Here is a 20076-nt window from a genome sequence, read left to right on the forward strand (position 1 = left end):
AGCAAAGGAGGCTCGCCTTCAACCCAAAAGCGAGTGCATATTGGTCGGGATATACTAATGGCAGGTGAACCGGCTTAATGCCGACCCGACCGGCACAGGCAACGGAAGCCGTGAGCCAGTCGCGGTTGCCGGAGCCGTGAGACTTAGTCCATATGCGCGGCAGGCGCTCCACCGGCGGGCGGCGCAGCCTTTGGCTTGCGCAGCAGGAAAACAAACGGGACGGCAAGCAGTGTCATCATCATCAGCAGCTTGAAGTCATTGACGTAGGAGACCATCATCGCCTGGATATTGACCATGCCATCCATCAGCGACAGCGCCGTCGGATCGCCGCCCGCCGCTGCCGGCGACGCCGCCCAGAGGTTGGGATTGAACGGATTGATATAGGCCGAGAGCTCAGCGTGGTTGATCTGTGTGTTGCGTACCAGCAGAACCGTCACCACCGACACGCCGATCGACGAGCCAAGATTGCGCACCAGGCTGAACAACGCCGTGGCATCGGTGCGGAAGCGTGCGTCGAGCGTGGCGAAGGCCACGGTGGACAGCGGCACGAACACCATTCCCATTCCAAGGCCCTGGATGACGCCGGAGCTGAGGATGAGCCAGTTGTCCATCTGCGGCGAAAAGCTCGACATCGTGTAGAGCGATTGCGCGGTCAGCAGGAAGCCGATCACGACGAGGATCCTGGCATCGATCCTGTGCATGATCCGCCCGACGAACAGCATCGCGATCATCGTGCCGACACCGCGCGGCCCCAGGACGATGCCGATAGTGAGGGTCGGATAGCCGAAGATGGTCGACAGCATTGGCGGCAGCAGCGACATGCTCGCCAAAATGAGCACGCCCATGACAAAAATGAACGCCAGCCCGGTGACGAAATTGCGATCGAGGAAGATCTTCGGGTCGATAAAGGGGTGCTCCGCCGTCAACGTGTGAATGGTGAATACCCAGAAGCCGGTGATGGAAAGACCAAGCTCGATCCATATCTCGATCGAGGAAAACCAGTCGACCTCACCGCCACGATCGAGCATCAGTTGCAGCGCGCCGACACCGAGCGAGAGCATGGCGAAGCCGAAGAAATCGAAGCTGCGCACCCGCCGGGCAACGCTGGGGAGATATGCGGCCATGCCGAGGAAGGCGATGATGCCGACCGGCAGGTTGATGAAGAACACCCAGCGCCAGTTGAAATTCTCGGTCAGCCAGCCACCCAGCGTCGGGCCAAGGATCGGTCCCAGCATGATGCCGGCGCCCCAGATGGCCATGGCCTGGCCGTGGCGTTCCCTAGGGTTGATGTCGAGCAGGAAGGTCTGCGACAGCGGCACGATGGCCGCACCGAAGACGCCTTGCATCAGCCGGAAGAGAACGATGGTCTCCAGGCTCCAGGCGATGCCGCACAGCATGGAGAAGACGGTAAAGCCGACCACCGCCGTCAGGAACAGCTCCTTGCGACCGAAGCGGTCGGCAAGCCAGCCGGTCACCGGCGTCATGATCGCGGCGGCAACGATGTAGGAGGTCAGCACCCAGTTGATGTTGTCGGGGGAGGCGCCGAGATCGCCGGTCATGGTCGGCAGCGCAACGTTGGCGATCGTCGTGTCGAGCGCCTGCATGATCGTCGCCAGCATGAGCGCAACTGTGATCAGGCCGCGGTGCGGCACTTCGCGAAAGGGTTCTGGGCTGCTCATGACGTAAAACTTCCAGCAGGTAACAAAAACGTGTACATTAGGTTTCCGGACGGCGAGGCCCCGCTGTAGAGAGACCCTCATCGCGGTGGGACGCGAGCATCGATGTGGGGGTTACATCGACTGAGCGTCTCGACAAAGCGGGCGCCTGCCGCCCGGAAACCTGAGGACCGAAGATCCTGCGCGCGTTGTCTGCTCAGGCAGGCTACAGCGCAGCGCGTCTACGCATTCAACTTTTCCTGCGTCTCCCTCGGACCAATCCTGCATCCATCTCGCTGTTTGCTATGCGGCCGCTGTTCGGCCTCTTTACTTGGCCTCGCCTGCCGTCGCGCTGTGGAAAATGCTCGGCAGCCCGCGGGAAACGCCGGTGTCCACCGTGACCGTCGCGCTCATGCCGGTGCGCAGCGCCGTCTTGGCGTCGGCATCGGTCAATTCCAGGCGGACCGGAATGCGCTGCGTGACCTTGACCCAGTTGCCGGTCGCGTTCTGCGCGGGCAGCAGCGAGAACTCGGCCCCGGTGCCGGCGCCGATCGCCTTGACGGTGGCTTCGAACGTCTTGCCCGGATAGGTATCGACCATGATTTCGGCCTTCTGGCCTGGCTTCATGTTGGTGAGCTGGGTTTCCTTGAAATTGGCGTCGACCCAGGTATCGCCGGTCTCGACCAGCGAAAACAGCGGCGTGCCCGAGCCGACATACTGGCCGACCTTGAACGAAGCGGCCTGGCTGATGATGCCGTCGGCAGGCGCTTTGACTGTTGTCTGGACCAGATCGTAGGCCGCCTTGTTGCGTGCGGCGAGCGCCGCCATCACTGTCGGATGCTTGTCGGTCTCGATGTCGGGATTGCCGCCAAGTGCCGCCTTGGCGCTGACGATCCCTTGCTGGGCCACGGCCAGCTGCTGCTTGGCCTTGTCGAGGTCGTTCTTGGCCTCGTCCAGCGACGACTTGGCGTTGATGCCCTTGCGGGCAAGGTCGGCGGCGCGGTCATACTGCGACTGCGCGTACTGGACCTGGCTTTCGTCGGACTTCTCTTGCGCCAGCGCCTGGCTGTAGGCCGCACGCAGCTGCTCGACATTGAGCCGCGCGCCGGCCACCGCCGCATCGGCCTGGGCCAATGCGATCCGGTAGGGCTCGGGATCGATGGCGAACAACACGTCGCCCTGCTTGACAGACTGGTTGTCGAAAATATCGACCTGAACGATGCGGCCCGCCGTATCGGCGGCTATCGACACCTTGGCCTGCTGCAGATTGGCGTTCTCGGTCTCCTGATAGCGGCCGCCGGTCACCCAGACATAGCTGCCGCCGGCGATCAACGCAGCGGGCAGCACAAACATCAAAAGGAAGCGGCCGGCACGACGCTTCTTCTTCGGCGCCACTGGCGCCGGAGCTACCTGCGGAGCGACCGTTACCGGAGCTGCCGCCGGCTTCGCGGGAGCTTCCATCTCCAGCTTGGCCGCATTCTTATCTACTTTGGCTAGCGCGTTCATGCTGCTGCGCCTTCCGTATTCTTCACTTTTTCCGAGGGCGGCGTCTCACCATCCGCAAGATTCTGCACCATTGTCTCCAGCGCCTTGACCAGGACGCGGCGATCTTCCGGCGAAACGCCAACGAGCGATTCCTCATACACCTCGCCGGCAAGGCTCTTGACGTGGGCGTAGGCTGCGTTCGCCTTGGCGGTCGGGAAAATCATGCGCACTCGTCTGTCGGTTGCGTCGGGACGGCGCTCGATCCAGCCGCCCTCCTCCATGCGATCGACAAGGCGCGAGACGCTGATCGGCTCGATTTCGAGAAGCTCGGCAAGCCGCGCCTGCGCGACACCCGCCTCCTTGGCGACACGGACCAGAAGCCGCCATTGCGCCGAAGAAAGGCCGAAACCACTAGCGCGCGCCTCGAAGCGCTTGCGCATCAGGCGCTGCACGTCGTGGATCAAAAAGCCCAATCTGTCGATGCCGTCGGAAACCATGAGCGACATATATAATAAGCGTGCTCATAATTCAAGGAGCCGGATTGTGCCAGAAGCCGGTAAGTGTGCATGGCAGTCACATCATGAGCGATTGCGAATGAGCATCGTGACCACGAAGAAAGCGCCGACCGAACTGGTGATGATGCCGATCGGCAGTTCCTGCGGCGGCAGCAGCGTGCGCGCGAGAAGCTCGCTTGCCAGCAACAGCACCGCTCCGAAGAGGGCGCAGCTTGCAATCAGGCGCAGATGAAGCGGGCCGGCCAGGGTCCTGGACAGATGTGGGATCATCAAGCCAACGAAACCTATGACGCCTGCGACCGAGACAAGGATCGCCGTCGAGAAAGCGGCGACGAGAAATGTCATCCTGCGCATCCGCGCAACCGGGACGCCGAGGCTTTCAGCGGCATTCTCGCCGGCCAGGAAAGCGTCGAGCCGGCGGTGGTTCCAAAGTCCATAAACAAGGATGGTGCCTGCGCCCAGAGCAGCCAGCTCGATATTGTCCCAACGGGCCAGCCCGAGCCCGCCCATCGTCCAGAACAACACCGAGTGAGCGGCGCGCTGGTCTCCGGCAAAGACGAGATAGTTAGTCAAGGCGGTGAACATGAACGAGACGGCAAGCCCGGCGAGGATCAGCCGTTCGGGGCCTTGCCCCCTCACCCGCGAAACCAGCAAAAGCACGATGCCGGCGGCCAATACGCCGCCCGTGAAGGCCGCGACCGGCAACGTCCAGATACCGAAATGGTCGCCAAAAATGGTGATGACGGAAACCGCGCCGGCCGCGGCTCCGGACGACAGGCCGAACAAGAACGGATCTGCGAGGTCGTTGCGCGTTACCGTCTGCAGCAGCGCGCCGATGACGCCCAGCCCGGCGCCGACACAGATGGCCATAATCGTGCGCGGTAGCCTAAGATCGAGGACGATCTTGGCAATCGGGATCTTGCCGGCCGGACCGGACACAATGTCTCCGTCCAGCCCGGCGGCATGTCCGAGCGCAACAATCACGTCGCTCAACGCGATGACCGTCGATCCATAGGCAATCGACAGCAGAGCAAGAGCGGCAATCGCTGCTGCTCCTGCTGTCATCGCCAATTCGAACGCTCTCTGGCGCAAGCTCAGAAAGCTTCCGGGTGCATCGCCCTGGCGATCTTGCCGATCGCCTCGATGTTGGCAGGCCCAGGCGTCAGTTCGGCATAGCGCAGCGCAATGAAGTGCTCATTTTTGACCGCCTCAGTCTCCTTCATCGCCGGATGAGCTTTCAGGAAATCGAGCAGTTTTCTGTAGCCGCCGTCCTGGTAGTCGAGCAGGATAAGAAATTGCGGATTGCGGGCCGCCACCGTCTCCCAATCCGTATTGCCCCAGCTCGTCGGCATGTCGGCCATGATGTTGTCGCCGCCGGCTGCGGCGATCATGGCGCTGGGGATCGCGAACTTGCCTGATGTGAAGGGTTTGTCTTCGCCGGAGTCGTAAAGAAACACACGCGTTCCCGTGCGGTCGCCGATCTTTGCCGTGATATCGGCGAGCTGCGCCTTCCAGTTCGAAACAAGCTTTCCCGCCTCCGCCTCCTTGCCAAAAATCTTGCCCAGCTTTTCGACATCACCATAGAGCAGGTCCATCGAGGCTGCGGGGCGGTTCTGGTCGAGATGGACGCAACTTTCCGTCAGCACCAGCGTCTTGATACCGTGCGGGGCCAGCGTATCGGGCGTCACCTCGCCGCCAGGCTTCATGCCGTAATACCAGCCGGCGAAGAAGAAATCGGGCTCGACGGCGACGAGGTTTTCGAGGGTCGGGTATTTCGGCGCGAGTTCCGGGATCGCGCCCTGCTCGGCCTTGAATTCCGGACCGACCTTATACCATCCGGTGATGCCGGTCAGGCCGACGATCGATGGTTGCAGCCCCAGCGCGAAGGCCATCTCCGCCATGTTCAGATCTTGGATGACGGCGCGCTTCGGCGCGGCGTCGAACGTCAGCGGCGTGCCGCAGCTATCAACGGTTACCGGGAAAGCGAAGGCGGTCTGGGCAAGTAGGAGGGAGGCAAAAGACAGTACGAGGCGTTTCACGGATGTTGCTCCTTGGTCAAATCGGGATGTGAAGAGGCGCGGTTCGGAACGTCGAAGACCGTGAGTTCGCGGTCTTCGGTGGGATGGCGCAGCCAAAGCACGTCAACGCCGAAAATCTCGCGGATCAACTTCTTGGTCAGCGCCTCGCGCGGACTGGCAAGCGCCTGCAGGCGGGCCTCGTTCATCACCGCGACCCTGGTGGCAAATGGCGTGACAAGCGACAGATCATGAAGCACCGCCACGACGGTCATGCCAAACTGCGATACGAGTTCGAGAAGGTCGCTGCGGGCGCGCGGATCGAGATGATTGGTCGGTTCATCGAGGAACAGGATTTTGGGCTCCTGGGCGATGGCGCGCGCCAACTGGGCGCGTTGCCGCTCGCCACCGGATAGCGAGCCGATCGTGCGGCCGAGCAGCGGCAGCAGGCCGGTTCTGCGAAGTGCTTCAATGACGATGTCGCGTTGCTCGCTCCTCCGTCGCAAGCCGGCATGCGGGACGCGCCCAAGCTCGACGTAGTCGATCACGGCAAGCCGCGGATCAGGCTGGTCGGTCTGGCCAACGACCGCCATGTGCAGTGCCCGCTCGGCGGCCGAAAACCTCTCCAGCCGGCGTCCGGAAAATCTCACATCTCCCGCGCTTGGCCGCAGCGTACCGCATAGCATGCGCAGCAGCGTCGTCTTGCCGGCGCCGTTGGGGCCGATGATGGCGAGGCGGTCGCCCGGCGCTATCGAAAGGCTCACCGCGCTGACCAGGCACCGGCCATTCGTCGTCGCGCTCAGTTCACACGCTTCAAGAAGAGGCTGGGAGGCGTCCAACTTACCGTCACTTTCTCAATGGCGACGGAAGGAAGCTGGACGGACCGGCCGACAAGACCGATGTCCACGTCTCCTCCCGGCACACCCCGTCCGGTCAACTCATGCTGATGGCAGGTCTCCTGGCTCGCGGGTCTTTGCGCCATCCTGCCTTCCCAGCCTTGCCGGCCAGTGGCACTTCGGATTTTGCTAACCGCTTACAGTTGCGGGGGCAGCCACGGCCTCGATCCGAAGATCTCACCGTGTTCCCTTTTCACCCCTTGCCTTTCGACTCGGGGACCATCAGTCAGCCACCCTAGTTTTCCGCCAATCACAGCGCAATAAGTCTTGTCAGAAGGAGCCATATAGACCTCGTGATGTAATAACGTTACATTTAAAAGGACGTTTGCCCGCTTCCTGTCAAGCCTTTTCGCGCGACGCCTGCGACTTGCCGACGACCGTCGCTCTCGATTTGCGCAGTGCGCAATTTCGATCAGACTGCCTCCGCCAGGAAGCGGCACCATAATCTTGCCAATATAAGACATGGCCAATGTAAAGACTGGGCCATGTAAAGACTGGGCCAATGCGGAGACTGAGCCAATGCGAGGTGCCAAATGAATCCGACCGAGAAGGCGCTGTGGTTCGTCGAAAGCCATCTGCCCGAAGCAGTCTCGCTGGACGATGTCGCCAAGAGCAGCGGGGTGTCGCGCTTTCATGTGACGCGGGCTTTCGGCGCGGCTACCGGCCGTTCGGTGATGAGCTACGTCCGTTCTCGCCGACTGACCGAAGCGGCGCGCAAGCTTGGCGCCGGCGCACCCGACATCCTCTCGGTCGCGCTCGACGCCGGCTATGCCTCGCATGAGGCCTTCACCCGCGCCTTCCGCGACCAGTTCGGCACCACGCCGGAACTGGTACGCGCACAAGGCTCGCTCGACAACCTCGATCTTGTGGAGCCGATCCTGATGGACCAGTCCTTTCTCGCCACTCTCGAACCACCGCGTTTTGAGACCAGCCGGCCGTTTCTCATCGCCGGTCTCGGCGAGCGCTACAGCTGCGAAACCAGCGCCGGCATCCCGATGCAGTGGCAGCGGTTCGGCCCCTATATTGGCAACATTCCTGGCGAGATCGGCGACGTCGCCTATGGCGTCTGCGTCAACGGCGACGACGCCGGCAATTTCGACTACATCGCTGGCGTCGAAGTGTCCGATTTTTCGGACCTGCCGAGGGAGTTTTGGCGTGTGCGCGTGCCGGCGCAGAAATACGGCGTGTTCGCCCATCGTGACCATATCTCGACCATCCGCCGCACGGTCAACACGATCTGGAACAAATGGCTGCCAGCCTCTGGGCACGAGATCGCCGATGCGCCGGAATTCGAGCGTTACGGCCCCGAATTTGATCCGCGCAGCGGCAATGGCGGGCTGGAAATCTGGATACCGATCAAAGGGTGAGGCACGGCAGGCCGACGCCGAAGCGCCGGAAGCGCTGCTACAGTTCCAGGTTCCAGTTCTGGCCGACCAGATCCCTGCCGAAGGAATGGTGGCACTCCTCGTTGGTCAATTTAAAGCCCACAGACTCATAGATGTGGCGGGCGGCGGCGAGCACGTCGTTGGTCCACAGCGTCAGTGTCCTGTAACCCGTGGCGCGGCAAAAGCCGATACATTCCTCGACCAGCCGCTTGCCGATGCCGAGACCTCGCGCCGAGGGCTCGACGTAGAGCAGGCGCAATTTCGCCACCGCGTCCGACTGGCGCACGACGAAGACGGAGCCGACGACCTCGCCTTCCCGCTCGGCGATCCAGCTGCGTTCCCATTTCGGATCGAAGGATTTGACGAAGGCACCGAGGATTTCGGCGACCAGCGCTTCATAGGTTTCGTCCCAGCCATATTCCTGCGCGTAGAGCAGGCCCTGGCGATGAATAATCCAGCCGATGTCGCCGACTTGCAGAGGCCGCAGCATATAGGGAATTTTGGGCTCGGCGCTTCCGCCCAGCAAACGCTGCACCGTCTGCATGGCTTTGACCAGCCTGTCCTGTTCGGCATCCGAAAGCCGGTCGAGCAAAGCCGCGACCTGGTCGTGCGAGCCCTGGTTCAGCGGTGCGAAGGCCTGCCGCCCGGCCTTGGTCAGCGCGATCGACGAGCGCCGCGCATCCGCCTCGATCGTGGCACGCTCGACCAGATCACGCTCCTCGAACTTCTTCAGCAGCCGGCTGAGATAACCGGCATCGAGGCCGAGATCGCGCCCAAGATCCGTGGCGGTCAGGCCATCGCGATGCGCCAGCTCATAGAGCACCCGCGCCTCGGTCAGCGAGAAGGTGCTTTTCAGCAGCCCTTCGTCGAGCAGCCCGATCTGGCGGGTATAAAAGCGGTTGAAGGCCCGCACCGCGTCGATCCGCTCCTTGCCTGGGTGATGATGAATGGTCATGGCATCCTCCTCCGGGCAAGATCAGCGATTTAGTTGACTTGGTCAAGTATCTGTTTGAAGCATCCGTTTGAAGCAATTGTCCTGATGATGCTCACCGGGCGCCTTGACTCGCGCGAGTTGCCAGACTATTTCAGCGCCACGTTAGCACTCCCCCAAGATGAGTGCTAACCATGTCCGGCGCCGCCGGACGGAGGAACTGTTATCACCATTCTCATCGAGGAATAAAAAATGGCAAAGTCGAAGTTCCGCCCGCTTCATGACCGCGTGGTCGTTCGTCGGGTCGAATCCGAATCCAAGACCGCGGGCGGGATCATCATTCCCGACACGGCGAAGGAAAAGCCGCAGGAAGGCGAGATCATCGCCGTCGGTTCCGGCGCCCGTGACGAAGCCGGCAAGCTCGTCCCGCTGGACGTCAAGGCCGGCGACCGTATCCTGTTCGGCAAGTGGTCGGGCACCGAAGTCAAGCTCAATGGCGAAGACCTTCTGATCATGAAGGAAGCCGACATTATGGGCATCATCGGCTGAATATCGGCCTCACCCTCATTTAAATCTTCGGGCTCAATCCAAGCCCCTGCCAGGAGCTAAAAATGGCTGCCAAAGACGTAAAATTCTCCCGCGACGCTCGCGAGCGCATGCTGCGCGGCGTCAACATCCTCGCCGACGCGGTGAAGGTCACGCTCGGCCCCAAGGGCCGCAACGTCGTCATCGACAAGTCGTTCGGCGCACCGCGCATTACCAAGGACGGCGTCACCGTCGCCAAGGAAATCGAGCTTGAAGACAAGTTCGAGAACATGGGCGCGCAGATGGTCCGCGAAGTTGCTTCGAAGACCAACGACATCGCCGGCGACGGCACCACGACCGCGACCGTTCTGGCACAGTCGATCGTCCAGGAAGGCCACAAGGCGGTTGCCGCCGGCATGAACCCGATGGACCTCAAGCGCGGCATCGACCTCGCCGTCGCCGACGTCGTCGCGACGCTGATCAAGAACGCCAAGAAGATCAAGACCTCGGAAGAGGTTGCCCAGGTCGGCACCATCGCCGGCAATGGCGACGTTTCGGTCGGCTCGATGATCGCGGAAGCGATGCAGAAGGTCGGCAATGAGGGCGTCATCACCGTCGAGGAAGCCAAGACCGCCGAGACCGAGCTCGAAGTCGTCGAAGGCATGCAGTTCGACCGCGGTTATCTCTCGCCCTACTTCGTCACCAACGCCGAGAAGATGGTTGCGGATCTGGAAGACGCCTACATTCTTCTCCACGAGAAGAAGCTCTCCAACCTGCAGGCCATGCTGCCGATCCTCGAGGCTGTCGTGCAGACCTCGAAGCCGCTGGTCATCATTTCGGAAGACGTCGAGGGCGAGGCCCTGGCCACGCTCGTCGTCAACAAGCTGCGTGGCGGCCTGAAGATCGCCGCCGTCAAGGCGCCTGGCTTCGGTGATCGCCGCAAGGCCATGCTGGAAGACATCGCTATCCTCACCGGTGGCCAGGTCATCTCCGAAGACCTCGGCATCAAGCTCGAGAATGTCGGCCTGAACATGCTCGGCCGCGCCAAGAAGGTGTCGATCTCCAAGGAGAACACCACCATCGTCGACGGCGCCGGCAAGAAGGCCGAGATCCAGGGCCGCGTCGCCCAGATCAAGCAGCAGATCGAGGAGACCACCTCGGACTACGACAAGGAGAAGCTGCAGGAACGTCTCGCCAAGCTGGCGGGCGGCGTTGCGGTCATCCGCGTCGGCGGTGCGACCGAAGTGGAAGTCAAGGAAAAGAAGGACCGCGTCGATGACGCCCTCAACGCGACCCGTGCGGCCGTCGAAGAAGGCATCGTTCCCGGCGGCGGCGTCGCACTGCTGCGCGCTTCGCTGAGCATCAAGGCAACCGGCGCCAACTCCGACCAGACCGCCGGCATCAGCATCGTGCGTCGCGCGCTGCAGGCTCCGGCCCGTCAGATCGCGGCCAACGCCGGTGCGGAAGCATCGATCGTTGCCGGCAAGATCCTTGAGAACAAGGGCGCGACCTTCGGCTACAACGCCCAGACCGGCGAATATGGCGACATGATCGCCATGGGTATCGTCGATCCGGTCAAGGTTGTGCGCACGGCTCTGCAGGACGCGGCCTCGGTCGCCGGCCTGCTGGTCACCACCGAAGCCATGATTGCGGAGGCTCCGAAGAAGGAGTCGGCTGGCGGCGGCATGCCTGGCGGCATGGGCGGCGGCGGCATGGGCGGCATGGGCGGTATGGATTTCTAATCCAACCCATCAGCCTTCATGTACGGAAAGGGCGGCCGAGAGGTCGCCCTTTTTCGTTGATGGGACGGAGGATGAGAGGCGGTCCGATTCCAAAGCAAGCGGAAGCATACCCCTGACCGTTTCTTCGGCGTCGGCGCAGAACGTGAATTGCAGAGCTGGAGCGTCGGCCCTTCGGCAGGGCTCCGCGCTGGCCTCGATGTCGTGGAAGCGCGAAACGTCAATGCGCCGTGACTGCGATCTCTTTCGCCGGCAATGCCCCCTCAATCAGCGCCGCGACCTCATCGGCTACCGCCAGCACCGGGGCGCGGTCGCGGGTGGCGCGTGCGATCACCATCAGCCCTTCCAGCGATGATTCGACCAGCAGCGCCAGCGCGTGCGCGCGGCGCTCGGGCACCCCTGCCCTGACGAAGGCCGCCCTGAGCAGGCCTATCCATTGCTCGAAGGCCGACCCGCACAACTCAGCCAACTCCGGCATGTCGGTCGGCGAATCCAACACCACGGGCGCGATCGGGCAACCGAGCGTGAACTGGTTGTCTTCCAGCATGCGCGCGACCGATTGGTAGATGTGGTGGACCGCCACCGCCGGATCTTTTTCGGCAGCGAGCGCGGCGTCCAGCCTCTGCGTCACATCGGCGACGCTATCGCGCGTAACCTCGACGACCAGCTGATCCTTGCCGCCCGGAAAGTGGAAGTAGAGCGAGCCCCTTGGTGCACCTGAGGCACTCAATATGTCGTTGAGCGACGTGCCGTGGTAGCCGCGCTGCCTCAGCAGCAGCGCCGTTGTCTCGAGTATGCGGATGCGGGTGTCGTTCGCCATGTCAACCTCTGTCAGGAATGAGCATTATAGGCCTTGCCTCGAATATGACAACCGGTCTATATAATATGTAGATCAGTCTATATATCAGCGAGGGGCGAATGCGTAGTTATCGTCTTGAAGGAACCGGCGTGACCAAGTGCCTGGTGATGCGCGACGGGACGCAGCCGACGCCGAAGCCGCACGAGATCGTCGTGCGTGTCCGCGCCACATCGCTCAACCGCCGCGATACGATGATCCTCAACGGCACCTATCCGCTGACGCCGCGCCAAGGCGTTATCCCGCTGAGCGACGGTGCCGGGGAAGTCGTTGCCGTCGGAGATGCCGTCACCCGCTTTGCCGCCGGCGACCGCATCACCGGCAGCTATTTTGCACGCTGGATTGATGGCCGCATCAATGCCGGGCTGATCGACCAGCTTGGCTGCACGCTGGACGGGATGCTGACTGAATACGCGGTGCTCGACGAGCAATGGGCGGTGTGGCTTCCCGATCATCTCGACTGGCATCAAGCGGCGACACTGACCTGTGCCGGCCTGACCGCTTGGAATGCCGTGACGGCGGCCGAGATGCCGAAGCCCGGGCAGTGGGTTCTGGTCATCGGTTCAGGTGGCGTCGCGCTGTTTGCGCTGCAATTCGCCAAGCTGCTCGGCTGCCGGGTCGTGGCCGTCAGCTCGCGCGGCGAGAAGCTGGACCGGCTGCGGGCGCTGGGCGCCGACCTCGTCGTCTCGACGGCCGACATGCCGGAATGGGGTGCAGCTGTGCGCGAGCAAACCGGTGGCATCGACCTCGTCGTCGAGACCGGCGGCCCGCCGACCTTCGCGCAATCGATGATCGCCTGCGCGCTTTACGGGCGCATCGTGCTTCTCACCATACAGGATGCGAAAGGCGGGACGGTGCAGATCCCCGGCCCGGTCTACCAGCGCAGCCTCGCCACCATCAGCCGCCTCTTCGTCGGCAATCGCACCAACCTCGAAGCCATGCTGCGCGCCATCTCGGTGCATCGGCTTAAGCCTGTCATCGACAAGGTGTTCGCCTTCGACGAGGCCCAAGACGCCTACCGTTATTTCCAGCAAGGCGACGTCTTCGGGAAAGTGGTCGTCGACGGCGCCTGACTGGTTCGCCCCCAAAATCTGATCGACCCCCTCAAATCAAAGGAGAGACACAATGACCATTCGTGAAGCAGAGGCCCAATGGCAGGGATCGTTGAAAGAAGGTTCGGGCCGGCTGAGGCTAGGCAGCGGCGTATTCGAAGGCGCCTACTCCTTCCCGTCGCGTTTCGAGAACGGTCCCGGCACCAACCCGGAGGAATTGATCGCGGCGGCGCATGCCGGCTGCTTCTCGATGGCGCTGAGCGCCATCCTGGGCCGCGAAGGTTATACTCCCGCACGCATTCACACGATCGCGAAAGCGCATCTCGGCGCCACCGCGGCCGGACCGACGATCACCCGTATCGAGTTGGAGACGGAGGCAAGCGTGGCCGGGCTGGCTGCCGGGGATTTCGAGCGGCTGGCGCAGACGGCCAAGGAGAGCTGCCTCGTGTCGCGGGCGCTGGCCGGCGTCGCGGCGATCACGCTCAAGGCCCGCCTCGTCGAAACCGTTGCTGATCACTGAAGGGAAGGAATATCCAATGACACAGGAACTCATCATCGACATCGCCGCGGCCAAACGCTCCGCCGAGACGGCCGAGATCATGCGGCGCTACAACGACGTCTTCCAGCGCCACGACCCGTCGGCGCTCGACGATCTGGTGGCGGAAGATTGCGTGATCGAGAACACCACGCCGGCCCCGGACGGCGCCCGCCGCATCGGCAAGGGCGCCTGCGTCGAACTGTGGTCGGCGATCGCGACCGGACGCGGCACGCGCTTCGACATCGAAGAAACCTTCGTCGCCGGCGACCGGGCGACGATCCGCTGGCGCTACTGGATGGCCGACGGCAATTCGCTGCGCGGCGTCAACCTGATGCGCGTGGCGGACGGGCAGATTGTCGAGGCCAGGGGCTACGTGAAGGGATAGCGCTTGGCGCGACAAGCTGCCGTCAGCCAAGCTGCACCGCGCGCGCATCCTTGCGATATAGATCCTTGATCGGCTCCTGCGCGGCGCGCAATGTCGTGATGTCCATGCATATTCTCCAGTCGTGAGATGTCGCTGTTCGAAATCGTGTGTCATTGCCGGGTTACTCCGGCACGCTCACACCCGAGCCCCCGAGTTCGGCGGGGAAGTCTTTCAGCTTCGGCAATCCGTCCTTCATCGGCAGGACCGTCTCGGCGTAGTTGACATGAACCCCCGGCGTGAACTTCACCGTCGGTATCGTGGCCGCATAGACGTCTACCAGTCCGAGCGGCGGATGATCGGTCATCAGATGGCCGCCGCACTTCGTGCAGAACTGACGGTCGCTCATGTTGGACTTCTCGAAGCCGGACAGGAACTCCTCGCCCTTGGTGACCTTGACGTTTTCCGGCTTCCACAGCGTGAACGCGTTCACGGGAGACGCCGACCACGAACGACAGGAACTGCAATGGCAGTAGCCCATCGCCTCGGCCGCTCCGTGCACTTCGATTTCCACGGCGCCGCAAAAACATCCGCCCTTATGTACCGTCATGACTTAGATCCTCATTTTTCTTGAGTTCGACTGCGCTCAGCAGCTGATTTGAGACAGAGCTCAGCGCCGACGGGGTTTAAAGCTTCCGGCAATGAACGGAATGACGGGGCGTCCGCCTCACTTGACAGCGCGTCCGGAACTCGAAAGGGATGTCGCGCCGGGTTGCCGCGCAACTTACGGGACATGGATGGAATGGCCGGGGACGCTCTGTCTGACCTCTTGAAAAAGGTGCGTCTCACCGGCGCGACGTTTTTCGACATCAAGGCTCAGGATCCATGGGCCGTCTGCTCGCCTGCCCCGTCATCGATACTGCCGAAGATCCTGCCCGGCGCGGACCACCTGATTTCCTATCACGTGGTGACGGCCGGCCGTTGCTTTGCTCGCATCGTGGGCAAGGAGGCGATCGCGGTGGAGGCCGGCGAAGTCGTGGTCTTCACCCACAGCGACCCGCACATCATGTCGAGCAATCCCGAGCTCGCGGCCGATCCTCCGACCGCCGATGTCCTGGAGATCGCGTCCGCCAGCCAAATGCCGTTCCACATCAACCATGGCAGCGACGGGTCGATCTCGGCTAGGCTCGTTTGCGGTTATCTTGCCTGCGACGCACAGCCATTCAATCCGCTGCTCGATGCATTGCCCCCGGTGATCAAGGCCGGGGACGTGAAAGGCGATGCCGGCTGGCTTGGCCAATTCATCAGATTGGCAGTCTCGGAAGTGGCGGAAAAGCGGGCTGGCAGCGAGACCGTGCTCACCAAGCTCAGCGAGCTCATGTTCGTCGACGTCCTGCGCCGCTATGTGGAGTCGCTTCCACCGCAACACACCGGCTGGCTGGCGGGCCTGCGCGACCCGCACCTGGGCAAGGCGCTGGCGCTGATCCACGATCGGCCCGAGCACAATTGGACCGTGGAGGCGCTGGCGAAGGAGGCCGCGCTGTCGCGCACCGTGCTCGCCGAGCGTTTCACCAGGCTCGTCGGGATGCCGCCGGTGCACTATCTCGCCAAATGGCGGATGCAGATTGCCTCGGAACTGCTCAGCACCGGCAACAGCAACGTCGCAAACATAGCGGCGGAAATCGGCTACGAGTCCGAGGCGGCGTTCAGCCGTGCCTTCAAGAAGATGATCGGCGTCCCCCCATCGGCCTGGCGGCTGGGTGTTCGCGCTGCGCCCGGTTTCGGCGGCGGCGAGGCTCCCGAAACCGAAGGCGGACCCGCCGATCCGCAGCGGTAAGAGCAATTCCAGGAAAGGTGCGAAACGGTTTCCGTCCGGAATTGCGTCAAAACAAAGAGATCTACCGGTCCGCCAGCGCCAGTTTGGCGCCGAGCATGACAAAGGCACCGGCGAAGGTGCGGCGCATCCAGGTCAGCACCTTTGGCCGCGACACGACATGGCTGCGGATCGACGCCGCGAAGATGCCGTAGCCGACAAAGACCACGAAGGTGAGCAGCATGAAGACGCTGCTGAGCTCCAGCATCTTCGACAGCGCATGCGATTCGGTGGTGCTGACGAATTGCGGCAGGAAGGCAAAGAAGAAGATCGACAGCTTCGGATTGAGGATGTTGATGAGGATGCCCGAAGTGATCACTTTGCCGGCCGAGCGCGGCGCGACATTTTCGTCGACGCTCAGGCCGCCCTTCTCCTTCAGCGTGTTCCAGGCCATGTAGAGCAGGTAGGCGACGCCGAGATATTTCAGCGTCTCGAAGGCGACGGCGCTGGTGTGCAGCAGAGCCGCGAGGCCGGTGATGGCGGCCGCCATGTGCGGAATGATGCCGAGCGTGCAGCCGAAAGCAGCAATGACGCTGGCGCGCGCACCACGCGAAAGCCCGGCGCTCAGCGTATAGAGAACGCCAGTGCCGGGCGAAGCCACGACAATCAGCGACGTCAACAGGAATTCGATGCTCACAGATGGTCTCCCGGTGCTGGCCCTGCCGCTGGCAGCGTAATCAGCGAAACGTGCGGGCACAAGCCAGCCTGAGAGCCTGTCCGCATTCAGATCATACTATTGGCGTGCAGCTTGCTATCCGCGATGGGCTGCCGAACTTCCCAGTGTTCGACGAGCTTACTTTCGTTCAGCCTGAAAATGTCGACGATGGCCAAGCCCTCCTCTTCGGGTTCGCGTTTTGCGTGCATGTGCACGATGACGAAATCCCCTTCGGCAAAAATCCGCTTCACCTCTCCCCTCACGAGGGGAAATGACTGTTTGAGCTGCTGCAGATAGGCTTTGAAGCCGTCCGCACCATCCGCAATGTTCGGATTGTGTTGGATGTAGCGTTCGCCAAAATGCATCGAAGCAGCTTCGATGTTGCCCTGGTTTACCGCTTTGTCGATGAAGTCCAGGACGATCGTCTTGTTGGTCTCGAGCGAATTATGGACCTTGGCTGTAACTGGATTTGATGGTTCGTCACGCATGTTTTTGCTCCGTGAGGTGGCTGCTTCCGCCTGTTGTGGACAGGAGCGTCCACAGGCCAACATTGCCAACATAATCAGCCACGCTTGTGAGATGGTCGATACGCTATTCGCCTAGATTCTTATCCAATCGTCTAATATCGTCGTCCGATTCATCATCGGAGGATGGTTTTCATGGACGCCTTGTCCGAAGTTCTTGCTTCGCTGAGATTTGGCAGCGCCATGATCGGCAGCGCGACCCTGCATCGGCCATGGGGTATTTCGGTCGATCCGACAAGGAATGCCGCCATCCACGTCATACAGAACGGCGAATGCTGGTTGCGGCTGGCTGATCAAAAGGAGCCGATCAGCTTAGGCGAGGGAGACGTCATCCTTGTCGCGGGCGGAGTGGGACATGCCCTTTGCAATCCGCCGGATGCACCGACGGCATCTATATCCGCGGTCCTTTCCGCAAATCGGAGCGGACCAGAACCGAAAAGCGAGAGCGGCGCGACAACCCTTCTTTGTGCGAGGTATTCACTCGACAGCGTCGGACCATATCCGATGGTTTCGCTGCTTCCACCGCTGATCCATTTGACCCGAAATCAGATCGACACCAGCGAGCCGCTGCGGCTCGCCCTGGAACTTCTGCAGGTCGAAGCAAAAAGCAATCTCGGCGGTCACGACATTGTCGCCCCACGTCTTCTCGACAGCACGTTGATCTTCTTATTGCGTGCCTGGATAGAACATCAGCCTCTCGGAACAGGCGGATGGTTTGGCGCCTTACGCGATAAAGGCATTGCGCAGGCTTTGCGCCTGATCCACGAGCGGCCGGATGGTCCCTGGACTATCGCTTCCCTTGCCAGCGGCGCGGCACAGTCCCGGGCCACCTTCGCGCGTCGCTTCGCTCAACTCGTGGGACAGCCGCCGCTGTCCTATGTGACTCGCTGGCGGATGAACCTTGCCGCCAAGGCTCTGCGGGAAACGAACCAGAACATTGGCGAGATCGGGCGCGCCGTCGGATATGAGTCGGTGCCGTCGTTCTCGCAGGCATTCAAACGGTTGACCGGACGATCGCCCGGCCTCTACCGCAGCGACTTTCGCTCATCTGACTGACGAATTTCAAAAGTGAGACGCCAGCCCGAGGGCCGTCATTACAGCGTCGGCAGTCCGTGAGCCAGGCGCGCCATCAGGCAGTCGTCATCGCCCGGCATGCAGGCGCGGCAGACGTCGGGACGGATCTCGTAGATGCCGCAGGCGGTCGACTTGCCGACCTCGCCGCACAGTGCCGAACAGCGCGCGCCGTCGCAGCGCATGCCGGCTTCATCGGCAGCCACGTATTTTTGCGGGATAAGGTCGAGTTGCGCGTCATCCTCGGTTGAAAAGCGCGGCCATCTTGACGAGTAGGCGCAGCAGGCGCCACAGGTCTGGCAATCGAAGGCAACCGGATCGGCGCCCTCTTGTGGCGACAAAAAATCCTCTGCGACCGCCAGGGCAAGCAGCCTTGGCGCAGATTTCCGGCCGGCATTTTGCTGCAAGGGTGCTATTTCTTCTTCGGCTTGCGCGGCGGTGCTTCGGCCGGCGACCTGAACAGATCGGTACCCGCTTCGGCGGCTTCACCGGTTTTTGGTGCGGCGGCCGGCTTGGCCGGCTTCACGGCGGCAGCAGGCGCGGCTGGCTGGCCCTTGGCGGAAAACTTGATTGCCATATCAATCCTCGTCAGAGAAACGCGATGATGGCGCATTCGGATTGCGAAGGCGGCCGATGAGCGCCGAAACGGCCGTGATGTTCATTTCTTCGGGCGACCAGTTCCTGGCTTCCTCGATGTGCCGGGGCGCCAGCTCGCGATGCGTGCTGCCACTGTAGGCGGCGTCCTGATAGGTCACGCGCTCGTGCGTCTTGGCGTTTTCCCGGACGTATTCGATCAGATAATTGGGGCATTCGGCACGGCCGCGCACGCCGAGCCGCACCTGGGCATCGCCGTGGACACGCCGGCAGCGCTCGAGCTTTTCGAGCACGCGCCGGACATATTCGACCGGCTTGTCGAGTTCACCCACGACATCGGCGATGGTCGAATCGGCGGCGATCGCCTTTTGAGGCATGCGTTTGGTGGCCATCAGCGTTTGCCCGCGCGTTTCGGCGAGGCCGCGAGCGCTGCCGCCATGTCGTCGGCTTCCTTTTCCAGGCGCAGTTCGCGCAGCCGCGCGGTCTTGGCTTCGCGCGCCTGGCTGACGGCATCCCGTTCGGAATTGATGCGGTCGAGCGACATCGACTGGGTCCGCGTCTTGCTAAAAATGGATTCGGCCTGGTCGCGGGGTCTTTTTGAAGTTGCGGTCAAGGTCTTTCTCCCGGTTCGGAGCGCGCCGCCGAAAAGTGGCGAGACTGGTCTTTCGGCCAGGATCCCGCACAAAGCAATACGGCAGCCGGTTTCAAATTGCTGGAACGTCCTCAGAGACCGTTTGGAAATTCTACTCTGACGGCCGTCTGATGGCCGTCAGAGCGAATTTCGAAACAGCCTCTTAGCACGTCCGGGCCGTCGAGCAGCGCTCTTTCGGCGGTCGAAGCGCAAAAATGAAAAAGGCCAGGCACCGCCTGACCTTCCATGAGAGCGCATGCGCATCCCGAGAGACGCGCAAAGAAACGTTCTTCTCATGCGCATGAACGGGGACTTAACCTCCCGCGATCATGTGCTGGAATTTGCCATTCACCGGTGCCAGTACATCCGTGGTCACCGGTGAGGCTGAATTCCGTTTTAGGCCGCCTTCAACTGGTCGGCGGACATCTTGCCCGACTTGTTGTCGCGGACCATCTCGTAGCCAAGCTTCTGGCCCTCGACGATGTCGCGCATTCCGGCGCGCTCGACGGCTGAGATGTGGACAAAAACGTCGGCAGAACCGTCGTCAGGCTGAATAAAACCAAAACCCTTGGTGGCGTTGAACCATTTAACTGTGCCTGTGCTCATAACGAACCCTTTCCATGGCAAATATTCGTTCGCCGTCATGCGGATGCACAACAACGTTTGTCTCGATTTTGATGGGGAAGTTCGTCAAAGGCGCGCCTCGGCACGCGGATAACAAAAGTCGGTCAAACAAACATCGACAAAATTCTTGTAGACTTCTTTGCGCGCTGTG

Annotated in this window: 24 protein-coding genes and 1 riboswitch; of the genes, 8 read left to right on the forward strand and 16 right to left on the reverse strand. The window is 61.9% G+C overall.

Annotated features, from left to right (window positions below; translation table 11 throughout):
- Positions 1 to 143: 143 nt before the first annotated feature.
- The 6 genes from NKI50_RS22410 to NKI50_RS22435 all read right to left on the reverse strand — a co-directional run bounded on the left by NKI50_RS22410 (position 144) and on the right by NKI50_RS22435 (position 6509).
- Positions 144 to 1679: a DHA2 family efflux MFS transporter permease subunit gene (locus NKI50_RS22410; protein ID WP_352642906.1), complete on the reverse strand. Its 1536-nt coding sequence runs from the start codon at positions 1677 to 1679 to the stop codon at positions 144 to 146.
- 303 nt (positions 1680 to 1982) lie between these two features.
- Positions 1983 to 3161 carry an HlyD family secretion protein gene (locus NKI50_RS22415; protein WP_352642908.1) on the reverse strand — a complete coding sequence of 393 codons (1179 nt, stop codon included), beginning with the start codon at positions 3159 to 3161 and terminating at the stop codon, positions 1983 to 1985.
- Complete coding sequence (locus NKI50_RS22420) at positions 3158 to 3637, reverse strand: MarR family winged helix-turn-helix transcriptional regulator (protein WP_023717107.1); 480 nt, start codon at positions 3635 to 3637, stop codon at positions 3158 to 3160. The genes NKI50_RS22415 and NKI50_RS22420 overlap by 4 nt, the downstream gene beginning before the upstream one ends.
- An 81-nt stretch (positions 3638 to 3718) precedes the next feature.
- A complete protein-coding gene (locus tag NKI50_RS22425) occupies positions 3719 to 4720 on the reverse strand; it encodes a FecCD family ABC transporter permease (protein WP_352642910.1) in 1002 nt (333 codons plus the stop codon).
- A gap of 29 nt (positions 4721 to 4749) precedes the next feature.
- Positions 4750 to 5694 (reverse strand): ABC transporter substrate-binding protein, encoded by a 945-nt coding sequence (locus tag NKI50_RS22430; protein WP_352588545.1) that lies wholly within the window; start codon positions 5692 to 5694, stop codon positions 4750 to 4752.
- Positions 5691 to 6509 (reverse strand): ABC transporter ATP-binding protein, encoded by an 819-nt coding sequence (locus NKI50_RS22435; protein WP_036244226.1) that lies wholly within the window; start codon positions 6507 to 6509, stop codon positions 5691 to 5693. Before NKI50_RS22435 ends, NKI50_RS22430 begins: the two co-directional genes overlap by 4 nt.
- 92 nt (positions 6510 to 6601) lie before the next feature.
- A riboswitch (cobalamin riboswitch) is annotated at positions 6602 to 6805 on the reverse strand.
- 294 nt (positions 6806 to 7099) lie between these two features.
- Between NKI50_RS22435 and NKI50_RS22440 the strand changes: the two genes are divergently transcribed.
- Complete coding sequence (locus NKI50_RS22440; protein ID WP_352642913.1) at positions 7100 to 7933, forward strand: GyrI-like domain-containing protein; 834 nt, start codon at positions 7100 to 7102, stop codon at positions 7931 to 7933.
- A gap of 37 nt (positions 7934 to 7970) precedes the next feature.
- Here NKI50_RS22440 and NKI50_RS22445 read toward each other — a convergent pair whose 3' ends face one another.
- Positions 7971 to 8906, reverse strand: a complete 936-nt coding sequence (locus tag NKI50_RS22445; RefSeq protein WP_352642915.1) for a bifunctional helix-turn-helix transcriptional regulator/GNAT family N-acetyltransferase — start codon at positions 8904 to 8906, stop codon at positions 7971 to 7973.
- Positions 8907 to 9134: 228 nt separating this feature from the next.
- Here NKI50_RS22445 and groES point away from each other — a divergent pair, with 228 nt between their 5' ends.
- Both groES and groL read left to right on the forward strand, forming a co-directional pair.
- A complete protein-coding gene (gene groES / locus NKI50_RS22450) occupies positions 9135 to 9431 on the forward strand; it encodes a co-chaperone GroES (RefSeq protein ID WP_006333965.1) in 297 nt (98 codons plus the stop codon).
- Positions 9432 to 9493: 62 nt separating this feature from the next.
- Positions 9494 to 11149, forward strand: coding sequence for a chaperonin GroEL (gene groL, locus NKI50_RS22455; RefSeq protein ID WP_352481739.1), 1656 nt, complete (start codon positions 9494 to 9496; stop codon positions 11147 to 11149).
- Positions 11150 to 11366: 217 nt separating this feature from the next.
- Here groL and NKI50_RS22460 read toward each other — a convergent pair whose 3' ends face one another.
- Entirely contained in the window at positions 11367 to 11966 is a 600-nt protein-coding gene (locus tag NKI50_RS22460) for a TetR/AcrR family transcriptional regulator (RefSeq protein ID WP_352643227.1), read from the reverse strand.
- A gap of 98 nt (positions 11967 to 12064) precedes the next feature.
- On the opposite strand from NKI50_RS22460, the gene NKI50_RS22465 reads away from it, so the two are divergent.
- The 3 genes from NKI50_RS22465 to NKI50_RS22475 are packed head-to-tail and all read left to right on the forward strand — an operon-like array spanning position 12065 to position 13977.
- Positions 12065 to 13075, forward strand: coding sequence for a zinc-dependent alcohol dehydrogenase family protein (locus tag NKI50_RS22465; RefSeq protein WP_023722761.1), 1011 nt, complete (start codon positions 12065 to 12067; stop codon positions 13073 to 13075).
- A gap of 52 nt (positions 13076 to 13127) precedes the next feature.
- Positions 13128 to 13574 (forward strand): OsmC family protein, encoded by a 447-nt coding sequence (locus NKI50_RS22470; RefSeq protein ID WP_023722760.1) that lies wholly within the window; start codon positions 13128 to 13130, stop codon positions 13572 to 13574.
- A gap of 16 nt (positions 13575 to 13590) precedes the next feature.
- The gene (locus tag NKI50_RS22475; RefSeq protein WP_023722759.1) at positions 13591 to 13977 is read left to right on the forward strand and encodes a nuclear transport factor 2 family protein; all 387 of its coding nucleotides are present in this window, start codon (positions 13591 to 13593) and stop codon (positions 13975 to 13977) included.
- A 160-nt stretch (positions 13978 to 14137) separates the two neighbouring features.
- Here the strand turns inward: NKI50_RS22475 and NKI50_RS22480 are convergent, their stop codons facing one another.
- Positions 14138 to 14563, reverse strand: coding sequence for a GFA family protein (locus tag NKI50_RS22480; RefSeq protein WP_031195266.1), 426 nt, complete (start codon positions 14561 to 14563; stop codon positions 14138 to 14140).
- Between the two features lie 192 nt (positions 14564 to 14755).
- Between NKI50_RS22480 and NKI50_RS22485 the strand changes: the two genes are divergently transcribed.
- Entirely contained in the window at positions 14756 to 15790 is a 1035-nt protein-coding gene (locus NKI50_RS22485) for an AraC family transcriptional regulator (protein WP_023722757.1), read from the forward strand.
- Between the two features lie 61 nt (positions 15791 to 15851).
- Here NKI50_RS22485 and NKI50_RS22490 read toward each other — a convergent pair whose 3' ends face one another.
- Both NKI50_RS22490 and NKI50_RS22495 read right to left on the reverse strand, forming a co-directional pair.
- Positions 15852 to 16463, reverse strand: a complete 612-nt coding sequence (locus tag NKI50_RS22490) for a LysE family translocator (protein ID WP_352495557.1) — start codon at positions 16461 to 16463, stop codon at positions 15852 to 15854.
- Positions 16464 to 16549: 86 nt separating this feature from the next.
- Positions 16550 to 16969, reverse strand: coding sequence for a nuclear transport factor 2 family protein (locus NKI50_RS22495; protein ID WP_352495558.1), 420 nt, complete (start codon positions 16967 to 16969; stop codon positions 16550 to 16552).
- 171 nt (positions 16970 to 17140) lie between these two features.
- On the opposite strand from NKI50_RS22495, the gene NKI50_RS22500 reads away from it, so the two are divergent.
- A complete protein-coding gene (locus NKI50_RS22500) occupies positions 17141 to 18061 on the forward strand; it encodes an AraC family transcriptional regulator (RefSeq protein ID WP_352643230.1) in 921 nt (306 codons plus the stop codon).
- A 38-nt stretch (positions 18062 to 18099) separates the two neighbouring features.
- Here the strand turns inward: NKI50_RS22500 and NKI50_RS22505 are convergent, their stop codons facing one another.
- The 5 genes from NKI50_RS22505 to NKI50_RS22525 all read right to left on the reverse strand — a co-directional run bounded on the left by NKI50_RS22505 (position 18100) and on the right by NKI50_RS22525 (position 19907).
- A complete protein-coding gene (locus NKI50_RS22505; RefSeq protein ID WP_036245865.1) occupies positions 18100 to 18417 on the reverse strand; it encodes a YkgJ family cysteine cluster protein in 318 nt (105 codons plus the stop codon).
- Positions 18418 to 18488: 71 nt separating this feature from the next.
- Complete coding sequence (locus NKI50_RS22510) at positions 18489 to 18653, reverse strand: hypothetical protein (protein WP_023722752.1); 165 nt, start codon at positions 18651 to 18653, stop codon at positions 18489 to 18491.
- Between the two features lies 1 nt (position 18654).
- The gene (locus NKI50_RS22515; protein WP_352717593.1) at positions 18655 to 19062 is read right to left on the reverse strand and encodes a hypothetical protein; all 408 of its coding nucleotides are present in this window, start codon (positions 19060 to 19062) and stop codon (positions 18655 to 18657) included.
- Entirely contained in the window at positions 19062 to 19283 is a 222-nt protein-coding gene (locus NKI50_RS22520) for a hypothetical protein (RefSeq protein WP_031195260.1), read from the reverse strand. Before NKI50_RS22520 ends, NKI50_RS22515 begins: the two co-directional genes overlap by 1 nt.
- A 414-nt stretch (positions 19284 to 19697) precedes the next feature.
- The gene (locus NKI50_RS22525) at positions 19698 to 19907 is read right to left on the reverse strand and encodes a cold-shock protein (protein ID WP_010915421.1); all 210 of its coding nucleotides are present in this window, start codon (positions 19905 to 19907) and stop codon (positions 19698 to 19700) included.
- Positions 19908 to 20076: the final 169 nt, after the last annotated feature.

This window comes from Mesorhizobium sp. M0563 (assembly GCF_040321065.1).
In the GTDB taxonomy this organism is placed as follows: Bacteria; Pseudomonadota; Alphaproteobacteria; order Rhizobiales; family Rhizobiaceae; genus Mesorhizobium.

Bases quoted from the DNA above. Each gene is read 5' to 3' on its own strand.
- NKI50_RS22410 (WP_352642906.1), bottom strand. From the start codon at position 1,679: ATGAGCAGCCCAGAACCCTTTCGCGAAGTGCCGCACCGCGGCCTGATC.
- NKI50_RS22415 (WP_352642908.1), bottom strand. From the start codon at position 3,161: ATGAACGCGCTAGCCAAAGTAGATAAGAATGCGGCCAAGCTGGAGATG.
- NKI50_RS22460 (WP_352643227.1), bottom strand. From the start codon at position 11,966: ATGGCGAACGACACCCGCATCCGCATACTCGAGACAACGGCGCTGCTG.
- NKI50_RS22445 (WP_352642915.1), bottom strand. From the start codon at position 8,906: ATGACCATTCATCATCACCCAGGCAAGGAGCGGATCGACGCGGTGCGG.
- NKI50_RS22470 (WP_023722760.1), top strand. From the start codon at position 13,128: ATGACCATTCGTGAAGCAGAGGCCCAATGGCAGGGATCGTTGAAAGAA.
- NKI50_RS22515 (WP_352717593.1), bottom strand. From the start codon at position 19,062: ATGGCCACCAAACGCATGCCTCAAAAGGCGATCGCCGCCGATTCGACC.
- NKI50_RS22510 (WP_023722752.1), bottom strand. From the start codon at position 18,653: ATGGCAATCAAGTTTTCCGCCAAGGGCCAGCCAGCCGCGCCTGCTGCC.
- groL (WP_352481739.1), top strand. From the start codon at position 9,494: ATGGCTGCCAAAGACGTAAAATTCTCCCGCGACGCTCGCGAGCGCATG.
- NKI50_RS22465 (WP_023722761.1), top strand. From the start codon at position 12,065: ATGCGTAGTTATCGTCTTGAAGGAACCGGCGTGACCAAGTGCCTGGTG.
- groES (WP_006333965.1), top strand. From the start codon at position 9,135: ATGGCAAAGTCGAAGTTCCGCCCGCTTCATGACCGCGTGGTCGTTCGT.
- NKI50_RS22485 (WP_023722757.1), top strand. From the start codon at position 14,756: ATGGCCGGGGACGCTCTGTCTGACCTCTTGAAAAAGGTGCGTCTCACC.
- NKI50_RS22480 (WP_031195266.1), bottom strand. From the start codon at position 14,563: ATGACGGTACATAAGGGCGGATGTTTTTGCGGCGCCGTGGAAATCGAA.
- NKI50_RS22475 (WP_023722759.1), top strand. From the start codon at position 13,591: ATGACACAGGAACTCATCATCGACATCGCCGCGGCCAAACGCTCCGCC.
- NKI50_RS22500 (WP_352643230.1), top strand. From the start codon at position 17,141: ATGGACGCCTTGTCCGAAGTTCTTGCTTCGCTGAGATTTGGCAGCGCC.
- NKI50_RS22525 (WP_010915421.1), bottom strand. From the start codon at position 19,907: ATGAGCACAGGCACAGTTAAATGGTTCAACGCCACCAAGGGTTTTGGT.
- NKI50_RS22440 (WP_352642913.1), top strand. From the start codon at position 7,100: ATGAATCCGACCGAGAAGGCGCTGTGGTTCGTCGAAAGCCATCTGCCC.
- NKI50_RS22495 (WP_352495558.1), bottom strand. From the start codon at position 16,969: ATGCGTGACGAACCATCAAATCCAGTTACAGCCAAGGTCCATAATTCG.
- NKI50_RS22425 (WP_352642910.1), bottom strand. From the start codon at position 4,720: ATGACAGCAGGAGCAGCAGCGATTGCCGCTCTTGCTCTGCTGTCGATT.
- NKI50_RS22420 (WP_023717107.1), bottom strand. From the start codon at position 3,637: ATGGTTTCCGACGGCATCGACAGATTGGGCTTTTTGATCCACGACGTG.